Origin of the sequence: Paenibacillus sp. FSL R5-0345, assembly GCF_000758585.1 — a bacterium.
Classification (GTDB): Bacteria; Bacillota; Bacilli; order Paenibacillales; family Paenibacillaceae; genus Paenibacillus_AQ.
Window position 1 is genome coordinate 3,480,709 of sequence record NZ_CP009281.1, and the last position, 23,559, is coordinate 3,504,267.

Genomic DNA, 23,559 nt, shown 5'->3' on the forward strand with positions numbered 1-23,559 from the left:
ATATAAATTCTTAACTTTTAAACAAAGAGAGTGGCTATAAATAGCCCCTCTCTTTATTGAAATATATGAGAGTGTAAGCTTTACTTTATACTTTCTCCTTCTATTTTTCGAAGAAACGCTTATCGTTCTTAAAAAGGACGCCGAAGGCGTTTCTTCTTATCATATGCTATTATTTGTTTAATACAGATTTAAAAGGAAGATGATAGATGCGAAGAAGAATCAGCTTGCCTTTAAAATTATTTTTTATCGTTTTTGCATTTGTATTAAGCTGCATAATCTTGATAAGTCAATTGTCTTATCACTATGTCCAAAAGGAAATAAGAAAAACTGACATTTATTACACTAACCAAATACTAGACAAGGTAGATCAGTATTTCACAGTTAATTTTTCCTCCTTTCAGACGATCTTGTTCTCGGTCGAAACATCGGTGAAAGCCAACATTGACAATACAGAAGTGATTAAAAAGCAATTAAGAGAGCTGTATGAACTCAATAGTAATTACGTCAGTAATATTTATTTGATCAAAAGCGATTTATCCATTCTAGGCGGGAGTACACCTACCCGAATATTCGATGAACCTTTAGCTGAAAGAGAACCTTTGTTTAATGCGGCTGACAAGAATAGAAGGACTACATTTGTCAGTGATCCTTACAAATCTAAATATTCCGGCTGGACAGTTACGATGGTTCGATATCTGAACAGTGCTCCGTTTCCTATGGCCATTGCTGTAGATTTGGATCTAAATGCCATTGAAGAAACCTTGTTCAAGATTAATAAAAAAGAACAAATGGATTTGGCTCTAATCACCGCATCGGGAAAAATCATTGCCGGATTTTCGGAAAATAAAGGACCCATGAATATTCAAGATCATACTTTTTCAATCGGTGAAACGTCAGCGGAACAAATTCTGGATACTACAGAAACAAGCCTTCAACTACATACCAAGGATGGTATTCCAGTCTCCCTTCTGAAAAAACCCACTGAGAAATTCAACTGGACCATCATCTCGATCAACGATGAATCACGCTTGAAAGCTGCTTTGTCCAGATTGGAAACCTATTATATCGGGCTTCTAGCTGCAGGTCTTCTCTTAAGTCTGTTCATTTCCTTTTTTATTGCTAAATATATAAGGACCCCTCTCTATGCGCTCAAAACAAAAATGAAGCGGGTGGAGCAAGGCCTCCTCACAACTACAATATCGATTAACCGAAACGATGAGTTTGGAGATCTCTCCCGAGCATTCGATCGTATGCTGCATCAAATTGTGGAACTGATACGGGGAGCAGAGCTACATAATGAACTTGAGCGGAAGCTTGAAATCCAAGTGCTTCAGTCTCAAATAAACCCTCATTTTCTGTATAATACGCTTGGTTCTATCAGCAATGTCATACGACTTGGACAAATAGAGAAAGTAGATGTGGTGATCGAGTCTCTCATTTCAATATTGGAATATGGGATAGCTGATGCTTCGGAGAAGGTATCACTACGTCAGGAATTGCAAAATGTATCGGACTATATCGCAATCCAGAACATCCGTTATAACAGGAACTTCCACTTGATTGAAAATATCGAAGCAGATTTAATAGATTTCCCAGTTTTTCGAATGCTGCTGCAGCCCCTTGTGGAGAATAGTATCTTCCATGGTTATAACGGAGGGGGGATCGAAGGCCCTATTACTATTCATGCGTACAAGGAGGGCGGCATCGTCATCATAGAAGTAGTGGATCAAGGCGAGGGAATTCCAACTGATAAAATAAAGCATATTTTGATATCAGAACCGAGTGATGTGGAAGTGAAAAGGAAAAGAATCGGGTTAAATAATATTCATGACCGAATCAGACTTCACTACGGTGAACAGTTCGGGCTCCAAATCATAAGCATACCTAAGGAAATAACCCGTGTTCAAGCCTTATTCCCAGCAGGCTCGTTTAAAGGAGATGCATGATGGTGAGAGACTACACCTGCTTCATTGTTGACGACGAAGATCTAATCATTCAGAGATTGGAATTGTTTTTTAACGAACTCTCCCATAGGGATAAGCGATTTCATTTAGTGGGAAAAGCGAATAATGGGCTGAAGGGGACAGAGGAGATAGAGAAGCTTAAGCCGGATATCGTGATATCTGATATCGTTATGCCGCGAATGGATGGAATTTCCATGATTGAGCAGCTAAAACCAAAGCTTCCCCATACCCAATACATTCTTTTGACCGCCTATTCATCCTTTGAATACGCCCAGAGAGCGATTCAAACCAACGTATTGGAGTACATTGTTAAGGTTCCGCTCAGGGAAGCAGATTTAGATCGCGCTTTAGATAAGGCAGCCGGGATTTTAAATGAGGTTAAGAAAAAAGAAGCGGAATTTCAATCGTTAAACGTATCCGTACTTGAAAATAAATATAGAGTCCGCAAGCAATTTTTTAACGAGCTTATCAGAGGCGAAATTCCTTCTCATCGGGCATCGGATTTTGCCAATCGCATGCAATTCCATTTCTTTGAAGCGAACTACTGCTGCTTCATTGTTGAAATGAATCTGTATGAAAGTTTCCGAAACGATTATTCAGCGTCTGATCAAAACATCTTGAAATATGCGATTACGAATATAATTGAAGAAACTGTGGTGAACGGTGGCAGAGGTGTAGCTGCGGATCTATCCGATAATCGTTTTATTGGTTTTCTTTCCTGGGAAAATAATCGCAGCGATATGGACACGGAATTTGCTTGCCATTCATTGGGCAGTCAGATTGTTTCCCATTTACATCAATATTTGAATCAAAGGGTATCCGTAGCTTTTGGAGGTCCGCACCGAGGGTGGGAATCCATCAAACAAGCTTATATGGAAGCTAATAACGTGAGTGAGGATTTCTACTATCATGAAGAGAAAGTAGTCAAAACACCCATGCATCGGTTCCATTACCGTAATGACAAAAAGGAGGACTTTCAACTGAAACTGGCTGATTTTCTCACATGGTTACAAAGGAAAGCTTCCAAGGAAGCGCTGGAGAAAGAACTCTCTGCTTTAAAACAATTTGTGATGGATTATAAAATTCATAAGTCCATCATTGCACCTATGCTTCAAGGCTTGTACAGAGACATAACTGCGAAATTTAAATCGGGGAACTCGTTGACCACGGATGCATCAGAGTTTCCCCTAAAATTCATGACATTTCGGGAGCAACTTGCCTATATTGGCGACTTCACATTCGAATATGTACACGCTGGCCAACTTTTACATCGTATAGAAATCATGAGTGCTATGCGGTTTATAGAGAAAAATCTGAAACAGAGATTAACGCTCGAGGCGATTGCGGAGGAAGTGAATTTAGCTCCATCGTATTTTAGCAGCTTATTCAAAAAAACAATGAATGAGGGCGTTATCAGCTACATCAACCGCAAAAAAATTCACTTAGCTCTCGAGCTATTAAATGTTCAGGATTATTCTATATTGGAATTGTGCGAGGAAGTAGGAATTGTGAATGAAGGTTATTTTTGCAAATTATTTAAAGAATATACGGGTGATACGCCTAAGCAATATCGGATAAAAATGACACGGTATGAATCCAAATAAGGTTGCAAAAAATGTATAAATTTCTCGCGAAATCGTGTAAAAAAAAGGGCATCAAAAGGCTTACCATGATAGAAGGATCTAATCATGGAGGTTATCAAAATGGAGCTTATTAAAGCAGATGTAACCGTCGTAGGCGGAGGTATTGCTGGGATATGCGCTGCCATTGCTGCCGCACGCCAAGGGCTGCAGGTTTCACTTATTAATGATCGGCCGGTTCTTGGAGGAAATGCGAGCAGCGAGGTCCGAGTTCATATCAACGGGTCAGCATATCTCGGAAACAGTCCATCCTATTATGCACGCGAGGGCGGATTGGTGGAAGAACTCAAGTTGAAGATTTTTCACTATAATCCGTTATACAACAAGAAGCTTATGCTTTCGCTTTCGGATACGGTCTTGTTGGATATGGTTTATGCTGAGCCTAACATTTCTCTGTTTCTGAATACATGCGTGCATGAAACGGGCATGGAGAAAGGCAGAATTAAATGGGTCGAGGGCCTTCAACTGGCTTCCGAAAGAAAATTTCGTTTCGAAAGCCAAATCTACATCGATTGCTCCGGAGATGGAGTTGTCGGATATCAAGCAGGTGCTCTCTTCCGCTGGGGGAGAGAAGCGAAGCATGAATACAAGGAAGAATTGGCTCCTGAAGTGGCGGACCATTACACCATGGGCGATACGATCCTGTTTCAAGCCCGTGACGTAGAGTATTCCGTTCCATTCAAAAGGCCTGGCTTTGCGTATGATATTACGAAGTTGGCTTTTTTCGATAGTATCAGAAAAGGCTTAAACCATCGGGCTTTACCAAGAAAAATCAATGGGCTTGGCGGATTGTGGTGGCTGGAATATGGTGGACATATGGATATTATCAAGAATAATGAAGACATCGCATTGGAACTGCGGAAATTGGTGTACGGGATTTGGGATTATATCAAAAATAGCGGCGAATTTGATGATGTAGACAATCTCATCTTGGATTATGTATGCCCGATTCCTGGAAAGCGGGAGTCGAGGCGGTTCATAGGGGACCACATGTTGTCTCAGAACGATCTTACAGCAAAGCCGCATTTCGAAGATGCAGTATCCGTCGGTGGATGGTATATGGATTTACATGCGAATAAGGGCATCTACGATGAGGGGCCAGCTACAGCATGGAATTTCGTGCCAGGATTGTACAATATCCCTTTCCGCAGTTTATATTCACGAAATATTCCTAATCTCATGTTTGCTGGTCGCAACATAAGTGCTACCCATGTGGCTTTCGGATCTACTAGGGTAATGGCAACCTGCGGTTGTATGGGGCAGGCGGTTGGAACGGCTGCTTTTTTATGCTTGAAATATGATATAGACCCCGCAGCCATAATCGAATCTCATATGGAGGAGCTTCAGGGGCTGCTGCTTCGAGATGGCCAAACGATTGTAGGGCTTCAAGAGGAATTGAATCCTTACTTCGCTGACGGATTAACTATTCGTGCATCGTCTCAGCGCAGCTATGATAATCTTCATCCAACCGAACAGATTTCCTTGGAGAAAGGGTTATGTTTGGTTTTGCCGATTCAGACATCCGTGGCTGAAAGTGTACGGATCAAAATTAAAAATAGGTCCGAGCATTCGGAAACTTTGCATGTGAAGCTGTTTGGCGGGGAACGTAAAGAAAACTACATTCCTACCAGCGAGTTGAAAGATTACCGCTTGGTTATTGCTGCCGGTCATGACGACTGGATTACGCTAAACTTGGGCTGCAAGAAACCGGCTGACGACAAAATCTACATCGTATTGGAAGGAACGACGAGCCTTGCCGTCTACGGCAACGAAGAAAAAATAACAGGAGCGGTCAGCTTCCATTATAGGCCGGAAGAGCCGTCCAGGCTGAAAAAATTCAATAAGAGCATTTGCTTCAAGGATCTGTTACCGTCACAGAGTATGTATAATCCCGAGAATGTCGTCAACGGCTTCTCCAGACCTTATGGTCTACCGAACGGCTGGATTTCTGAACGTACGGAAGAACAGGAATGGTTGGAATTCTGTTTTGCAAGCCCCAAAAATGTAGACGAAATCCATCTTGTTTTCAATTCACAGTTGGATTTGGAGCATTTCAACGACCCGATCGAGTCCCTTATCCAAGATTATGATATGAGCTTGACCTTAGAAGACGGAACCGAGAGGACAATCATAACTCGTGGGAATTATCTCACGTTGAATAAACATAAGGTGGATGCGAAACGTGTAACCCGAATCCGGATTAATTTCTGCGCAACGTATGGTTCGCCTTATTTTGAAGTGTTTGCAGTAAAATTGTTTGCTCCTAAAATTGATAAATGAGGTCAGGTGAAGTCACAATGAAGGAATTATTCCCTCGTAATGGGCTCCCCAATATAATTCAGAAATTGGAAAATGGGGATACCGTAACAATCGTCTATTTCGGCGGCAGTAATACTCGTTCTGAAGGCTACAGGGTCATGACGGCGGATTGGCTTCGTGAGAAATATCCTAAGGCGGATATCCGCTCTGTGAATGCAGGCATTAATGGGACAGGATCGGATTTGGGCTGTGCCCGTTTGGAGACAGATGTACTGCGTCATCGGCCTGATCTAGTATTTGTTGAATTTGTCGGTAACGATGGCGGAGATCCCGAATCCAAGGCGCGGATCGAAGGGATTGTCCGTCAGATCCGCAAGCGGAGCCGGTTTACCGATATCCTGTTCGTTTATACGCTGAAGGAGCGGGATGTGGCCTTATTTCAATCTGGGGAATACCAGAAGGGGGCTCTAATGCAAGAGGAAGTGGCCGACTATTATGGTATTCCTTCGATTCATCTGGGCGTAGCGGTCAGTCACTTGGTGTCGGAGGGAAAACTTGTTTTCACCTCAAGGGAAGACGTGTCCATTTCTGGAGCCGTTGTTTTTACACATGATTCGATCCATCCGACTATTCCCGAAGGCCACCAGATTTACACGGATACGATCACCCGGTCATTTGAGGCCATTATCGAACTCAGAGTTCATCAGGGAAGGTTAGTACATCACTTACCTCAGAATCCGTTGGTTCCGGCTAATCCTTGGGAGTATGCGACCATGCTGTCACTGGATAGTCTTACTACTTTTTCCGCAGAATGGTCTTACATGACGCCCGATGAATCTGCTTTAGTGCGCGAGTACAATTGGTTGTTCCCCGGCCTATGGCGAGCAGTCGATCCTGGAGAGGCTATCACGGTGCAGTTCGAGGGCACCCATATCGGGTTATTCGATATCGGGGGGCCTGATTCTGGCAGATTGAAGGTGTCGGTGGATGGTGGGGAACCCTTTATTATCGATCGATTCACACTACACAACGATCATAATCGAAATCAGTATGTATTCTTGCCGGAGCTCCCGAATGGAAAACATACGGTTCGCTTTGAAATCGATACCGAGAAGACAGACAAAGCGGCCGTGTTTGAAGCATGCGGCAATGAAAGAAGTAGAGAGCACGTTAGGCAGCATCCAGATTGGTATGATCAAACGGTGATTCAGCTTGGGAAGTTGTTATTAGTGCAGCCGCCATTATAATTAATCATTAGGATTTGTACAATTGGTAGACCTACATCATAACTGACTGCAGTTGAGCGGGCAGCTATGATGTAGGTCTCTTTTTTAAAGGACGACAAAGTCGTTTCTTCTTGCTTAAAATCTTATAAGAAATTCTTAAAATCAAAGAAATTTCACAGTTCTGTAACATGCTATGATAAAACCGACAAAGCGGGCTTAAGCCAGAAGGATAAGGCTAATTGCTTCTTTACGATCTTCGAACAAAGGAGGGCAACGTTATTTTGAAAGCGTTATCAACACAAGGGAGGCTGTGAGTTGTATGATAAAAAGGAAGCTGTTTTTCTTAATCGTTTTCATCGTGACGATATTAGTTCCTTTCAGCCTAGTCGGAATAAGGGCCGCATACGCGGAGCCCTTACCGTATAAGACGATTATCATCGATGACGGGAGCATCACGATCAATGATGTTGTGACACCTGATGTGGGTAACGAGAACAACGGATATTCAGCTCCGAATTGGACCACAAGTACAGGGGTGAAGGGATATGATAACTCCAGTTCTAAATATACGAGTACAGCAGGCAGAGCGATATCCTGGAATCCACGATTGGAAGCGGGAACGGCGAAAATTTCGTTATACAAACTTAACTGGGAAGATAAAGCAGATAGCAATGTAAAAATTGAAATCGTCCACAATGGAACGACCGATGTTCTCTATATGGATTTGCGACCTTCATTTGGTGCTCCTGCGGGATGGGTTGATTTGGGAGAGTACTATTTTTCCGGAGTTGGTAAAGAATTCGTTAGATTAACTCGGTCTACCAGCACAACCAGCACGATAATTACGCGAGCTGATGCGGTCAAGTTCGAAGGGAATATTCAGCAAAAAGAGCCGCATAAGACGATCATCATTGATGATGGAAGCATCACGATTGATGATGTCGTCACCACTGATGTAGATAACGCAAATAACGGGTTCTCCGCTCCTTATTGGACTACAAGTACGGGAGTGAAGGGATATAATAATTCCAGTTCCAAATTTACCGACGCAGTAGGAAGAAGCATCACATGGAATCCGCGATTGGAAGCAGGGACGGCGAAAATTTCATTCAACAAGCTTGATTGGGCCGATAAAGCAGACAGTAATGTTAAAATTGAAATTGTTCACAATGGAATTACGGATGTCATGTTTATGGATCTGAGGCCCTCGTCGGGCCCATCGGCCGGATGGGTTGATTTGGGGTCCTATTATTTCAGTGGTGATGATAGCGAATTTGTCAGACTGACTCGAACGCAACCTACGACCGGAAAGATCATTACGCGGGCCGATGCGGTCAAGTTTGAAGGGAATATCCGGCAGCAAGCTCCGCCGTTGCCTCCGCTGCGTAGCCGTACATTGGCGAATCTCAGTTACACGGAAAAAGGCAGCATCGAGAATGCCAGCTACAAAGTAACCTTCTATGAAGCAGCTTGGGATGGTGGCAAATCCATCGTTCGTGATATGTTCTACAAGGACACGGATACGGGGAACTGGGTGCCTGTCAATAATGTGGCGGAAAGACTTGAAGAGCAATGGGTCTTAATGGATGGGAATGCGGGGAGTCTAACCAATTACTACGATACGATGAACAAACGCTGGATTACATTCGACGAGATTGATTTCCCTGACAGCCACACGGCGATATTAACCGATTCTTCACAAGGAAGCGATTACGATTTACAAGTGAACTGGTCTATGATAGGAGACAAACCTGATATTTCCTTCGCTTTTACACCCCGCCGGGATGGCAATTACGTGATCGGCTATCAGTCTTTCACTACAGAGCAGATCTCTGGTGTCAATGAAGTATTAAATGGTTTCAGGTCACACGCCAAAATGGTAGGTTCGGTGGAATCAACAAGCTTAAGGGAGCTAAGCGCTCCAATGAGTCTGGTTGAAAAGAATGACGGTTCGGGCAATCCATTGACGTATGGGGTATTTGTACCTTCGGATGAGCTTCAGGTTGAATTTGAACCGACGGGAGGTGTTACGAAACAAAGGCTTGGCATGAGCCTTGTCAACAATGAAGGCAGCGTGCAGCCAATCTTGTATGCTCCTCAATTAGGGACTTATTCGCAAATGGCCGCAGAAAGCACTTATAAATTTCATATGGGACTAATCGCTCAAAAAAGCAATCTGTATGAGTCCTACGTGGATATTCTTCGCAATGAGTACGGTTATTCCGCATACCGGGAAAATGTATCAGATCTGTCGCTTACTGATGCAATGTTCAATATGATCGATTTACTTAAGATAGAGCCGCAAGGGGATGACTCTGTTGATTATGTCCCGTCACCCAGCGGATGGTGGAGCCGTGCCAAGGGCTTTATTGACATCGAAAACGAGGATAGTGTTCGAACAAGCTCGAATGCGGTTCTTTTGGGGGCTTACTATTTGACTGGGGATGACCAGCTTTACGATACGAGAGCATTGCCGTCCGTCCAGTATGGCTTATCGCGAAATGGTATAGGTTGGTCGCCGACGCAGAAGCCAGTATACGGTGTGCCGTCGTTATGGAAAATGGCAACCTTGCCATTTGATTTTTCTAGCGTAGCCGCTGTCAATCAGATGATGGGGACTACGGCAGGAATTGGAGCGCTGGCACAGGAAGAGTACCTCGTGCGTGATCCTGACCAGAAAGACCGGGGTCCTGTCATTCAGCCCCTTATGATGTATCGTATGACGGGAGATGCGCAGTATTTACAGGCTGCCAAGGATGCAGCCGACAGCTATATCATGCAGCATATTGATACACCTGCATCCGTAAATGTGAGTAAAAATGAATTCATTTATTATTATAGCAAGCTGTGGATGGAGATCTTGGAGCTTTACGAGGAAACTCAGGATCCCAAATACTTGAATGCTGCTTATAAAGAAGCCAAACGGTATGCAACGATGTTCGTTGCTCGTCCGGTTCCAGAAGGTGCCGTTACGATTCCGCAGCCTGAGACGTATAATTACGCGGAGTCGTTCCATTGGCCGGAGAGTGGTAAATATCAATATCCTCGGATCAAGCTCCCAGAAGATGTAGCCGGAGGCGTACAAGCGGATAGTTGGCTTGTCTCTCCCAATGGATTGACGTTTGAAGCGGGAAGTACAACTGGTTATTATCGGATGAATGCTCAGGAAGCTCCATTCATGCTGAGATTGTCGCTCTATACAGGCGATAAATTGCTGCAGGATATTGCTCATAATGCAGTCATCGGACGATATTCCAGCTATCCAGGTTATTACTATAAGGGCTTCGCCATTAGTCAACTTGAACCGGAGTTTCCTCTGGAAGGCCCAAGCGGGGCTACATCCATCTATTATCACCATATACCGGGACAGCTCGGGCAAACGATGGATTATTTGATCAGCGAACAATCGTTGAAATCGAATGGAAGTATTACATTTCCTTCTGTATTTGAAACTAATTTTCTATGGTTCAAATATCACCTCTATGGAAATAAACCAGGTCATTTTTACGGTAATTCCAACGTTTGGCTCTGGATGCCTAAGGGGATAATTCAGACCAACCATTCTCAATTGAATTGGATAACGGGAGAGAGCGGGAATAAATTCTACATCGGGTTAAGCAACGAATCGGCAGCTGAAGTTCAGACTCCGATCGAATTGAATGCGCAAATCATTGGGTTCAACCCGGCACAGGATTATACCGTAACCATCATCCGCGACAATGGCACACCAGAGCAAGCGGTTATGAGTGGCGGAATCATTCAAGCCACGGTTTCAAGCAAGGGAATAACCGCTATCATTGTGGAAGGACTCAACATTGAAGTGCCGCTGCACCAGGTCAGAACTGCTGAAACATCGGATGCAAGCTATTTCTTCGATATCCACAGTCCAATAGATGCGGTTAAAGGCATGCTGATCGTCAAGCCCGACGAAACGGCCTACGATGCTTATGTGCAGGCAAAAACGACGAAACCAGCGACGATCCATTATTCCTTGGATGGCGGGGCTACGTATACAACCATTCCAGATAAGATCTATCCGATGGAATGGTCGATACGGGTAAACGATTTATCCCAAACCTTCACTTATTATGTGGAATCGGACGGGAAACAGACCCGCAAGCGGACACTCTATCTGCCTGATCAGGTAACCGAAACTCCAGTTCAACCGGATTGGCAGGAGGGTTCATCTATCATTGTGGATAATACGGAGGCAGAGACAGAAGGCGTCTGGATACGGGATACAACGGCTAACGACTATTACTATGATAACTATGTGTATACCAAATCGACTGCCGGCACAGCGACAAGTAGAATTAAGTGGCGACCTGAGCTGCCGGAAAGTGTTACTTACAGTGTGTACTATAAGCTTCCGCAAATAACCGCTGCTAGTGAAAATTGGGCAACGAATGCCTCATTTACCGTTTATTATAGCGGAGGCTCCGAGACGGTTACCGTAGATGAGACAGTGGCCAATGGGACTTGGGTGTACCTGGGTGCTTATCCTTTTGCAGCAGGCGATAGTGGGTACGTGGAATTAACCAATAAGACCAATAAGTCACGGGTAGTTGCCGATGCGATGATGTGGGTGGACCCGAACAAGATACCGCAATTGGAGTCTGCGGTGATCCTGTCGAATCGGAACGAACTGCAGATGACTCAAACCGCACAACTAAGCGTAACCGGCTATTTGGATAATGGTCTGATTGGTGATCTATCACAGGCAAATGTGCAGTATTTCGTTGATCGAACCGATCTGGCTGAAGTGGACAGTAGCGGTTTGTTGACCCTTCTAAGTCTCGACGGGGAAAAGGATCACATTGAGGTATGGGCCACTGTAACGATTGACGGGTTGACCTTAACAACACCGCCTTTGACAATTGCGATCAGGGACTTAACGGTTATTGTCGACAGCACGAATACGACTGGGTTGTACACGACAGAAGGGTCTTGGAGTCAAAGCAATTTATCCGGATACAAAATTGGTGTGAAATCCCGTTACTCTACCGTTCAAGGATCATCCGCGACGTGGAAAGGACAGTTTCCAGAGGGGAAATATACGGTCTCCATCTACAAGCTCGTCCATACGACGGCAAATGATAATTATGTCAAAGTGGAAGTAAAGCATCAGTCGGTTACCGAGGTCACGTATATCGATGCAACCGTTGGCTCGTCGGGTTGGGTTAATCTAGGAACGTTCGACTTTACTGGAGACGGCAGCGAGTATGTTCGTTTAACAAGGGTTACTCCGACAACGGTAGATCCGCCAACTCTACCTGCCGATATGATTTATACCAGGGCTGATGCAGTCAAGTTCGAACGGCATTCCAGTAGTCTGCCGTTGCTTGCAAATGGGGTGCCAGGTAAACCGACATTATCGAATAATAGCGGTGTTGCGACAGGCTTAAATGATGGCAATTATGAGGTTACGATGAATATGTGGTGGGGAAACAATGGCACATTGTACAAGCTGTACGAGAATGGCCAATTGATCCAAACGAAGTCACTCACGGATGTTTCGCCAGCTGCCCAGACTTCCATTATTCCTATTCAAGGAAAGCCGAATGGAACCTATGTGTATACATGTGAGTTATCGAATTTGTATGGAACGACTTCATGTGATCCACACACCGTCACCGTGACTGATGCGAAGCCCGGCAAACCTGTGTTGTCTAGTGACAACTGTGATCAAGATGGGGACTATAACATTACTGCTAATATGTGGTGGGGCACGAACGCAGCACAGTATCGATTATATGAAAATGGCGAGCTTATTGAAACGCAATCTTTATCTTCACAAACACCAAGTGCTCAATCGGCCACTACACAAATTTCAGGGAAATCTCCTGGCATCTATCAATATCGCTGTGAGTTTATGAATGGAAGTGGAACAACGGAAAGTGATACTATACAGATTATTGTAAAATAAACCTATGAGCTGAGTGGATGAGAACGATCCATTCGGCTTTTTTATTTCTTGGAATTTAGTATTGAACTATGTTGTTGCGAACGATAAATCGAACTATTTTCGCCATGCCTAGGTGTTTGTGAATAAAATTAAAAATTAATATTCATTAATAAAAGCGTTTATACCAAACGACAGTTTCTTTATAAGATATTGATCCCCTAGCACACACAAATTGCAAACTAGGACTGTTTTTCACAAGTCAAATTTGTTCTAATTCAGTCTAAATAAGCGCTTACATTAGGGGTTAGCTAAACTTACAATTATGTCTAACCATTTAAATTTGGAATCTTCTCCTACAACGGGGACGAATGTCACTGCCATAGGCTTTGGTTGAATTTTAGAAAAGGGGGGCGTCATGGGGATTAAAAGACGAAAACCGACAGTGGTAATCTTGTTTACCGCTCTGATTGTTTTTACATTCCTCGTGTTGGGCTTAACAAACAAAAAGGCGGAACTGCCTGAAAGTTGGATATTTACAGTGGATGGATACGCCGTAACTGAGGAAGAATTTCAATTTTATGTAACAGAGCAAAGAGCTATAACGACAGACTATTTCTTCAAAACTTATGGAGCCCAAGTAGATGAGAGTTTCTGGACACGTCAATACGGCGAAAATCATGAAACCCCATCTGAATACGTCAAGAAATCTGCGATGACTGCATTGCTAAAGACCAAGCAGGAGCAATTTATTGCAGACGAGCGGGGGATCGCCCCTTACAAAAGCTTTGATGAGCTAAAAACCGACATGGAAGATGAAAATGTTAAGCGAGCTAAGATGGATGATTCAGGAGAGACTTACTATGGGTTGCCTCAGTTTGATTTATATCAATATATGCAATATATAAGTGGCGCCCGTTGGCCGGATTTGGTAGAAACCCAGGTTAAAAAAACGAAAATGAGCGAAGCCGAGCTGCAAGTTGAGTATGCATCAAGAAGTGCGGATTATGTTCGTGTTGCTGATAAATTAACGGCCGCGTTAGCGATAGCGGGACAGGCTAAGGAAGAGAAAGTGCTAAATCGATTGGATATATCCAAAGAAGATACCGAATCTCTTAAGTTCTGGGAGTCATTAGCTGCTGCTGCTATAGGTGAGACAGTAATCGGTAAATATATGGACGAGGATGTCATTGCCTCATTAATCACAAAACCGGAAATCACCAAGCTAAAACTGGAAGAAGTGAAAGATTCCATTATATACGGATTGGCGGAATCTGACTTACGAGCGTTAATTGCAAATACGGATAAGTTGAAGATCGTGTATAACGGTAAACAATTCAGTGAATTAGAAGTGAACTAGAATAGTTATGTTTTTAAGTTTATAAGAATCTATGTCTATTGAGACTTTCATAGATACAGATTTTTTATAAAAGTATAAATTTATTAATTTCAAAAGGAGGAAATTTTGGGATGATACGATCGAAATGGATGCAAAAAGCTTTGTCGATAGTTACGGCAACGACGTTGGCATTCCCTGGTCTGTTCGGCTTGGCACCTTCATCTGAAGTGTCAGCTGCGGGAGGGGCCGAATCTTTTGACTCTGTTGTACTAGAATTGACACAAGCGGCAGGTCAGTCAGGCAGGGTGAATCTTACCTATAAAGGTTCGCCTTTAAGCAGTCTGGTTAAAGGAGCGGTTATTGACGAGGTGAGTTATGATTCCAGCAATGCGAATCTTTTAACAGTTAATAATCAGGGGAACATTACATTAGCTAGCGATTATACATTTGCGTCGTCTGGTGCTCCGGGCATACCGGTGACAATCACAGCCACAGCGAGTTATTACCATGATTCAGATGTGTTATTCATGGAGGACTTCGAGAACAACAATGGTCCGATGACATCAACTGGTAAATTAGGTACGTCATACACGCTGTCCGATGCACAGTCTCGATCTGGATTGAAAGCGATTACACCATCGAGTGATACGAATAATGAAAATGTAGCCCAAGACGTGGCATTGCCAGCAGGCAGCAATTATAAGATGACGGCATGGTATTTCGACCCGTACCCTGATGAGGAGAAGACAGCGACGGATAGAACTCAATTTGCTATTGTAGATGGCAAAAACGCTACCTTTGCTGGGATGATCTATCAAAGTTCAGAGGCTGATGTTATTCACAATCCGACGAGATATACATGGGCATATGCACCATCATCAGCGGGTACAGCAGGCAAGCGTTGGAAAGATAGCGGGGCTTCACGCTCCACAGGCTGGCATAAATTTGAATGGCTCATTACACCGAATGGTGCGACGTTACAAATAGACGGAACATTAATATCCGATTCAGCGCAAAGTGATATTTACAAAGCTATGAAAAGCGGTACAACCATACAGCCTAAAATAGCTGGAGGGTGGAACAACCAGTCTGGGAACAAAACTTATATTAAAAATAAACATCTAATCGACGATTTTTATGTTGTTAAAGATGTGGCTACAACAACAGGAACCAGAACATTAACATTGAATTTGGTACCTCCTGGTGGATTGCCAAATTTAGAAATAGTCACTCAGCCAACAGCGGCAAAAGTGAAACAAGGTGAGACAGCAACATTTAGCGTTGCGGCATCAGCCGCTGCTTCATCATATCAATGGTATGCATCTGACGACGAGTCTGGCTTGAACGGCACAAAAATCAGCGGAGCTGATAAGGCGTTATTAACGCTTTCCAATGTGGACTTAGCTTCACAACAAGGTAATTTCTATTATTGCGAAGTGTCTTCGGCAGACGGAATTGTGGTGAAATCCAATGCTGTACCTTTGTTGATAACCACCAATACACAGGTGAATGCGCCAATTAACCCGACGCTTGACTCAGACACGGGCATTTATAGTGGCGCTTCCAATTACGGTGATACCCTTGTAACACTGTTCAAAGACGGTGGACCTGTTGGTTATTATTTATCGAAAAATGGGGGACCCGACCAGCCTAACAATCATGAAAGGCATCATGTTTTGCCATATGCAAGGGCACTGGGTGTGGGCAACTACACTGTTACAGCCATCGTCATTAATAATGCGGGGGACATCAGCGAAGAAGTTGCAGCATCCGGTATATTAAAGATCGAGAAATTGCCTGTACCGGTAAATGTCAGATGGAACGGCACATACGCTGCATGGGACCGCGTCGCTAACGCTTCTGCCTATTCGGTTCAACTCTACAGTAATGGAGTGGCTAAAGGAAGTCCGATTGCAGCAACAAGCAATGATGCGGCTTTGTCCCCGACTTTAAATGATACATTTAAAGTAAAAGCAAACGGCAACGCAACGTCACGATTCTTGGACTCTGATGAATCTGGTGAGAGTGCACAATATTCAGCCAACATTGCACTAATTCGCCAGAGCGATACTTTACGGGCAGGAGATAGAACACGGTTAATCGTTGACACTGCTGATGTGTTCGTTGCTGATAACATCAGCTTCAGCCCGGCGGATCAAGACAAGGATAAGATTGAAGTTGATGATGCCGGATTCGTGACGGTTAAGAAAGGTTATGTTCCGACAGGGAACGAAGAGGTCACTGTTCAAGTGAGCGTTGATTACTTCAATAAGGCTGACTCTATGTTTTACGATGGATTTGAAGGGGAGAAGAAATTTTCAAATGGTGCGAACGGATATGTTCACAGTGATGTGATGTCCCGTACCGGAGGTAAGGCCGCAACATCAAGCGGCGCCGGTCAGGTGGCTACTGTTCCAGGTACCTATAATTACGCCCCTGCAACCGGTAAAACAACAATCGTTACTGCTTGGTACTATGATGATGGCAGAGCGGCTTCCAATGACCACGCTGTCTTTGGCTTAACCCCATCGTCCAATGAACATATCGCAATAAATTATGGTAATGGAGATGGAGACTGGGCAGCAAATCTGACCAATTATGCAGTCAGACCCGGTTCATCTGGGAGATTCTATCCTGTAGATGTCAAGCGAAGTGAAGGCTGGCATAAATTTCAATGGTTCGTTACACCAACAGGAACAACTTACAAAATCGATGGACAAGACATTCAAAGGCAATCAACAGATGGCGGAAACTTTGATACCCTAGTTAAGAACAATATTTCCAAGATCGATGCATTGCAGCTTGCTACGAACTGGGGCAACAAGCCTGGAACGGTTAAGGATATACAGAATAGGCACTTTATCGATGACGTATATGTTGTCGATAGTGGAATAACAGCCCAAACCGGAACAGCTTCTATTACGCTAAAGCTCTTGCCTAAAGAGTATAGTCACTTGGAAGACAGCACATACGTTATTGGTCTGGATGACTATAAAATCACCGTAAATCCTGATTTAACGGATCTAGCTGGAGTAGAGATCGGCACTGTTACTCTGCAACGGGATGTAGACTATACAATTAGTGGTAATGTATTGAAGATTAACAAAGATTCATTTACAAGAAATAATATTGTGCCGGGGAAATATACCGTTAGACTTAATCTGAATCCTGCCGAGATCACATTTGAGTTGAACATTGTACCCCTTGAAGTCCGTGATTATTATTTCTCCAATAACGGTGACGATCATGCAGATGGACGTACACCAGACACGGCGTGGAAATCAATCTCCAAAATTAATGAATATGTATTTATGCCAGGTTCAACCATTTATCTGGATGCTAATAGCGTATGGAATGAACAAATCAGACTGCGCGGTAATGGTGAAGAAGGAAATCCGATTACGCTTACAAAATATAATACAGCCGACCCTAACCAACGCCCGGTAATTAATGGTGGAGGAACTGGGTCTAGCCCATCAGGCATTTCCTTAAACGGAACCATTGAGTTATATGACGTTAACTATTGGGTAGTCAGTGGAATTGAAGTAACGAACATCGGCAATTCAGCAGGTGATGGACGTTCTGGTATCGCTGTAATGTCACGGATTTCCAAGCTGGGACAAGGTCAGTTTAATATTCAAGATTATGCTGATGCTCGTATGCAAGGAATCGTCATTCGTGATAACTATGTTCATGATGTTAATGGGCTGCACCAAGCAAATGGAGCAAATAAGGTATCCGGCGGCATCATTATTAATGGTTATGTAGATATATTGGTTGAAGGTAACAAAACCCTTCGCTGTGATAACGAAGGTATTCGCAATAATGCCTACGGGCCAAGCAATCCAGGGACTAATAACACAGGTATTACATGGAGTAACTCAAGCTATCCTTGGGCATCCAACGCTGTGTTTAGAAACAACTGGGTTTCTAGTTCGGTTGGTGATGGCATTGTAATGTCCGGCGGGAACAACTCCCTTGTGGAACGGAATGTGGTCACAGACAACGGTTACAGCTATTTAAGCGATAAGAGCGGCAACCTGGTTACGAACTGGGGACCAAATAATACAACACCAACATATCTAGGTTCGCAAAACTATGCGGCTGCGTGGATTATGGCAAGTAAAGGCACCATCTTCCGCTATAATGAAGCTGTGGATAACCCTTATCATGCAAGTAATGACGGTATGGCTTGGGACATTGACAACTATTGTCAGGACAATGTGTATGAATACAATTACAGCCGAAATAACTATGGTGGTTGGTACTTACAGATGAATGCTGCCAAGGGTAATATCGTTCGCTATAACATCAGTGTGAACGACGGTCGCAGCCCGGATTTTAACAAGAGCTTTAACAGTCTTATATTACTTGCGGGAGGTTCTTCAACGAGCGAGGAATTAAGCGGCTTATACTATAACAATGTCATCGTCACGCCATTGAAGAATAGCAGTTCGTTAGTCTTTGATCCGACGGCCTCCAACTTGCATATTTATTTCCAAAATAATATTTTTGCCTACACTGGGGCAAACAACCAGGTTGGGCTGAAAGGCGGGGGGACATCAGCTCCATTTGCAGCCGGACGGTTTACGAACAACATTGTATATCCAGCTAATCTTTTTGGCAGCATGAACGCAGGTGGTAGCGGGTATCTAGGTGCAGGTGTAACAGCAACAGACAACCGCTATGTAACGGAAGAGGAACTAAATTCTATATTAAATGATTTTAAATCTGCGCCGGAGCATTGGATTACCAACAGCGGAACAGTGGACGCCAAGCTTGATTACAGTGCGATGAACGGGTTCCGTCTTGCTGACGGTAATAACCTGGCCTATGGTGCAGGTGCCGAGATTGTGAGCCCATATGTGGATCGCGCGAACGCTCTGCCTCATATGACGGAGAGAACAGACTTCTTCGGCAATCCACTTAGCGGCAGAACGCCTTCCATCGGCGCTCACAACCCTTATACGGTAACTTTTGATTCCAATGGCGGCAGCGAAGTTGCGATGAAGATCGCTGATATGGGCGGGACAATTACCGAGCCAACAGCGCCGGCAAAAGAAAAAGCTGTTTTCGGCGGTTGGTATCAAGATACGGGATTAAACGATGCCTGGAATTTCGTTGCTGATCCTGTTACAAGCGATATTGAATTATATGCGAAATGGATTGATGACGCAGGTACTGCGCCAACGATTACGACGAATTCACTTGCGGATGGTAAGGTAGGACAACCTTATTCGGCAGTTCTTACCACTGACAGCGATAAGCCGATCAAATGGGCTGTTGTAGATGGTCAATTGCCATCAGGATTGAGCTTGGATGAAGATGCAGGTGTTATCTCGGGTATACCGGATCAATGGGGTCAATTTACATTCAAAGTTCAAGCTAATAATAACGCAGAAAGTGACTCGAAATCGTTCAATATAGTGATCACTAAAGATGTCTCAGCTGACACAGCTCCGGAGATTATCACTAAGACTTTGCCGAATGGCAAAGTTGGACAATCGTATACGGTAACATTAGCGGTATACGGCAGTGATCCGATGACTTGGAAGGTCCAGGAAGGAGATTTACCAGTAGATTTGAACCTAGATGAAGCAACAGGCGTTATCTCTGGTACGCCTCAAGAGGTAGGATCTTACGAATTCACTGTTACAGCAACGAATGATTTTGGTATAGATAAGCGAGTATTGAGCATCGAGATTAAAGAGGATATGCCAGTTGAAACAGCTCCGGAGATTATCACTAAGAATCTGCCAAGCGGAAAAATTGGAGAAACTTATACGGTAACATTAGCGGTATACGGCGACGAACCGATTACCTGGACAGTGAGTGATAATTATTTACCTGCTGGTTTGAATTTAGAAGGAGCTACGGGAGTTATTTCAGGGGCGCCTACTGAACCGGGAACATACAAATTCACCGTTATGGCTTCCAATCATGCTGGCGTGGATACGATAGAGTTAACTATCGTAATTACTGCAAATAATAACGGCGGCGATAATGGCAATAACAATGGCGGAAGTTCCGGTGGCCAAAGCAGTACACCGGTAGCGGATCGTATTGATGCTACAATTAAAGAGCAGCTAAAGAAGGGTAATCCTATTGAATTGACGATGTCAACCGGAATAGACGAGCTTGAGATTCAAAGCGATACGATCGGTGCGATTATTAAAGCCGACAAACCGCTAATCGTAACGAATGACACCGTATCGTTTGAAATGTCCCCTGAATTATTGAAGCAGTTGAATACAGGAAAGCGGATGAAGGTTGTCATTAATCCTGTAGATAAAGGAGACGCAGTTATAGGGCGGGGATATGAGTTGAAGATCTTCGCGGATGACCGGGAAGTTAAGGATTATACAGGACTTATACCAGTAACCTTTGATCTGACAAAAGAGAAGTTGTCGACTAACGATTTTAGCATGTTATGCGGTGTCTTGCTGAGATTGAACGGTAACATGGAACGTTTAGGTGGCAACTATGACCATGAGACAGGTAAATTTACCTTCACGGCAAAAGGGCTAGGCTATATCTTTGTTACAACCAAGCCTGAACCTGTGAAATTAGAACTTACTCTAGGGAAGAAAGGGTATAAATTAAATGGAATCGAAATGAACATGGATGTTGCGTCGATGGTAGTTAAAGGCAGAACTTTAGTGCCACTGCGCTTCGTTGCTGAGAGCTTAGGCGCAAAGGTAGGCTGGGACAACATTACGAAAACCGTAATGATAACCTTGGAAGGTCAGACTTTGTCGATTGCGATCGGTAAACTTGTACAAGGAATGGATGTACCAGCCGAACTAGTAAACGGTCGTACTATGCTTCCATTACGCTTCATTGTTGAGTATTTTGGTGCAGATATTTTCTTCGATAATACTACGAAATCCATTAGTATCAGGAAGTAGTATTCGCTAACATTAGGAGCTACACACGAAACCCTCTAACATGCACTGCAATGTTAGAGGGTTTCGTGTATTTTGTTTCAGAAAGATATGAGTTGTCTACTATGATTCCATTACTGCCTCACCAACAACGATTATATAAGGATATTACATTCGTTTAGAAATGGGCAGAAACTGTTATTGAATGATAATAAACATTTGGTCCTCATGAAGGGATGTTCATTAGCAGAAAAAACTTAGAGAATGCACTTTACGACTACTGCAAATCTGCTATATCTATCAGTTGCATTAGCCAAGAAACGCCCGAGTATTTATGCATAAACGCTTTTTTTGTATCACAGATCGATCATTACTCATAGTTGAACTCCAACTTCCGCCGGTTAAAAAGATGGGTCGTATACCTTACTAGCGACGACTTCAAATATGCCAAGAGCAAATGGCTTATTCTTGATCCTAACAATCCATCACCAATACATAAGTACCTGTCCTGTGGAAATAGGAAGAAATTACTTGCCCTTCGAAGGATTATCTGTTATTTTTGATAGTAACAATATGTTATTAACAAAATGATACTAAGTATAATTTGTGTTTTTGTTATTTGAATGTGTGAAAAAACGGAGGGATGCACGATGAAAAAGGTGGCAGGTGGCTGGAATCTGTTCGAAATTTCGTGGTTGGTGCTGTTTACCTCAATTGCTGTCGGGTTTACGGTGATTACAAAGGACTCTTTATTCGGATTCACGGTTTTTATTACTGGAGTGTTATGTGTGGTACTTGCAGCAAAAGGTAACTTATTGAGCTATGTTTTCGGTATGTACAATACTGTCGGTTACGCATATTTGGCCTATATTAACGGTTTGTTTGGAGAGGTAATGCTGAATCTGCTATTCTTCGTTCCTATGAATGTCATTGGTTTCTACATGTGGAAAAATAACCGTCAAGAAGACGGTAAGCTGACCATGCGACAGATGGATCTAAAAGGACTGCTCCTCGTTGGGATGGTCTGTGTGATTGGCTGTTTATTACTCGGATTTGGGCTTTCGTTCATTCCGGGACAGAACTCGCCTTACATTGACGCCACTACGACGGTGCTGTCTGTTATTGCGACCTTCTTAATGGTTCGAAGATTCAAGGAACAATGGCTGGTCTATATCGTGTTAAATCTCTTTACAGTGCTGTTGTGGACGATTCGTACGCTGGAGGGTAGCGGAGAAGGCTTACTGATGATTGTGATGTGGAGCTCGTATCTGGTCAATGCAGTTTACGGGTACTATATTTGGAATAAAGGGGCGAAGGAGGTGGCGGTATGAAAACGCTTGGACTAACACTTGGAAAGTTCGCCCCGCTGCATAAAGGTCATCAGTTCATGATCGAAACGGCGCTACAAGAGGTCGATGAATTAATCGTGGTCATTTACGAAACGACGGTCACACCGATCCCGCTTCATGTCCGGGCAAACTGGATTCGCAGGCTTTATCCGAAAGTCCGGGTAATCGAAGCTTGGGATGGCCCGGACGGGTATTCGGATGTTAGGGAGCATGAGATCCGGGAAGAACAGTATATACTCGGTCGACTGAACGGAGAGCAAGTAACGCATTTTTACTCAAGTGAGTTTTATGGCGAACATATGAGTCTCGCTTTGGGTGCGGTAGACCGGCGGGTCGATGAAGCCCGCGAGCGGGTTCCGATCTCAGCGACGATGATCCGTTCCGATCCATATAAGTGCAGAGAGTTCGTAAGTGATATCGTGTACCGCGATTTGATCACGAAAGTGGTATTCGTTGGAGCGATGTCGACGGGTAAGTCGACGATCACCGAAACACTGGCACGGAGTTATTGCACGACGTTTGCGAGTGAATACGGGCGCGATTATTGGACAGAGCATCAGGTGGACCGCCGAATCGGCTTGGAAGCGTTCGATGAAATCGCGGTGGGACATATGGAGCGAGAAGAACAGGCAATTCTTGCGGCGAACCGGTTTCTGTTCGTCGATACTAATGCAATTACGACGTATATGTTCGCCCTAGATTACCATGGCCGGGCCCCCGAGCTGTTAACCCGGATCGCTCTGGAGAACGCGCAACGTTATGATCTGTTCTTCCTATGCGATGACGATATTCCTTACGACGATACATGGGACCGCAGCGGCGATCAGAAGCGGCATATTTTTCATAAACAGATTATGGCGGATTTAAAGGAGCGGCGGATTCCCTATATTACGCTGCGTGGGAGTCTGGAGGAACGTATACGCAAGGTAAACGAGGTACTGGCGAAGTTTGAGCCTTATGGAAACTTTTTTGGAACGTTGAACGATTAAATCAATA

9 protein-coding genes are annotated in these 23,559 nt (G+C 43.8%); all 9 read left to right on the top strand.

Annotation, left to right across the window (positions count from 1 at the left end; translation table 11 throughout):
* The first annotated feature begins 206 nt into the window (after positions 1 to 206).
* On the top strand, positions 207 to 1,946 hold the full coding sequence (locus R50345_RS15340) for a sensor histidine kinase (RefSeq protein WP_042127917.1): 1,740 nt from the start codon (positions 207 to 209) through the stop codon (positions 1,944 to 1,946).
* The gene (locus R50345_RS15345; protein WP_042127919.1) at positions 1,946 to 3,568 is read left to right on the top strand and encodes a response regulator transcription factor; all 1,623 of its coding nucleotides are present in this window, start codon (positions 1,946 to 1,948) and stop codon (positions 3,566 to 3,568) included. Before R50345_RS15340 ends, R50345_RS15345 begins: the two co-directional genes overlap by 1 nt.
* A gap of 99 nt (positions 3,569 to 3,667) precedes the next feature.
* A complete protein-coding gene (locus R50345_RS15350; protein ID WP_042132201.1) occupies positions 3,668 to 5,884 on the top strand; it encodes an FAD-dependent oxidoreductase in 2,217 nt (738 codons plus the stop codon).
* Positions 5,885 to 5,901: 17 nt separating this feature from the next.
* A complete protein-coding gene (locus tag R50345_RS15355; RefSeq protein ID WP_042127921.1) occupies positions 5,902 to 7,110 on the top strand; it encodes an SGNH/GDSL hydrolase family protein in 1,209 nt (402 codons plus the stop codon).
* Positions 7,111 to 7,408: 298 nt separating this feature from the next.
* Positions 7,409 to 13,015: a golvesin C-terminal-like domain-containing protein gene (locus R50345_RS15360; protein WP_042127923.1), complete on the top strand. Its 5,607-nt coding sequence runs from the start codon at positions 7,409 to 7,411 to the stop codon at positions 13,013 to 13,015.
* Positions 13,016 to 13,409: 394 nt separating this feature from the next.
* Positions 13,410 to 14,351, top strand: a complete 942-nt coding sequence (locus tag R50345_RS15365) for a hypothetical protein (protein WP_042127925.1) — start codon at positions 13,410 to 13,412, stop codon at positions 14,349 to 14,351.
* Between the two features lie 110 nt (positions 14,352 to 14,461).
* Positions 14,462 to 21,238, top strand: a complete 6,777-nt coding sequence (locus R50345_RS15370; RefSeq protein WP_042127927.1) for a stalk domain-containing protein — start codon at positions 14,462 to 14,464, stop codon at positions 21,236 to 21,238.
* 626 nt (positions 21,239 to 21,864) lie between these two features.
* Positions 21,865 to 22,545 carry a nicotinamide riboside transporter PnuC gene (gene pnuC, locus R50345_RS15375; RefSeq protein ID WP_042127928.1) on the top strand — a complete coding sequence of 227 codons (681 nt, stop codon included), beginning with the start codon at positions 21,865 to 21,867 and terminating at the stop codon, positions 22,543 to 22,545.
* Positions 22,542 to 23,552 (top strand): AAA family ATPase, encoded by a 1,011-nt coding sequence (locus tag R50345_RS15380; protein ID WP_042127930.1) that lies wholly within the window; start codon positions 22,542 to 22,544, stop codon positions 23,550 to 23,552. Before pnuC ends, R50345_RS15380 begins: the two co-directional genes overlap by 4 nt.
* The last annotated feature ends 7 nt before the right edge of the window (positions 23,553 to 23,559 follow it).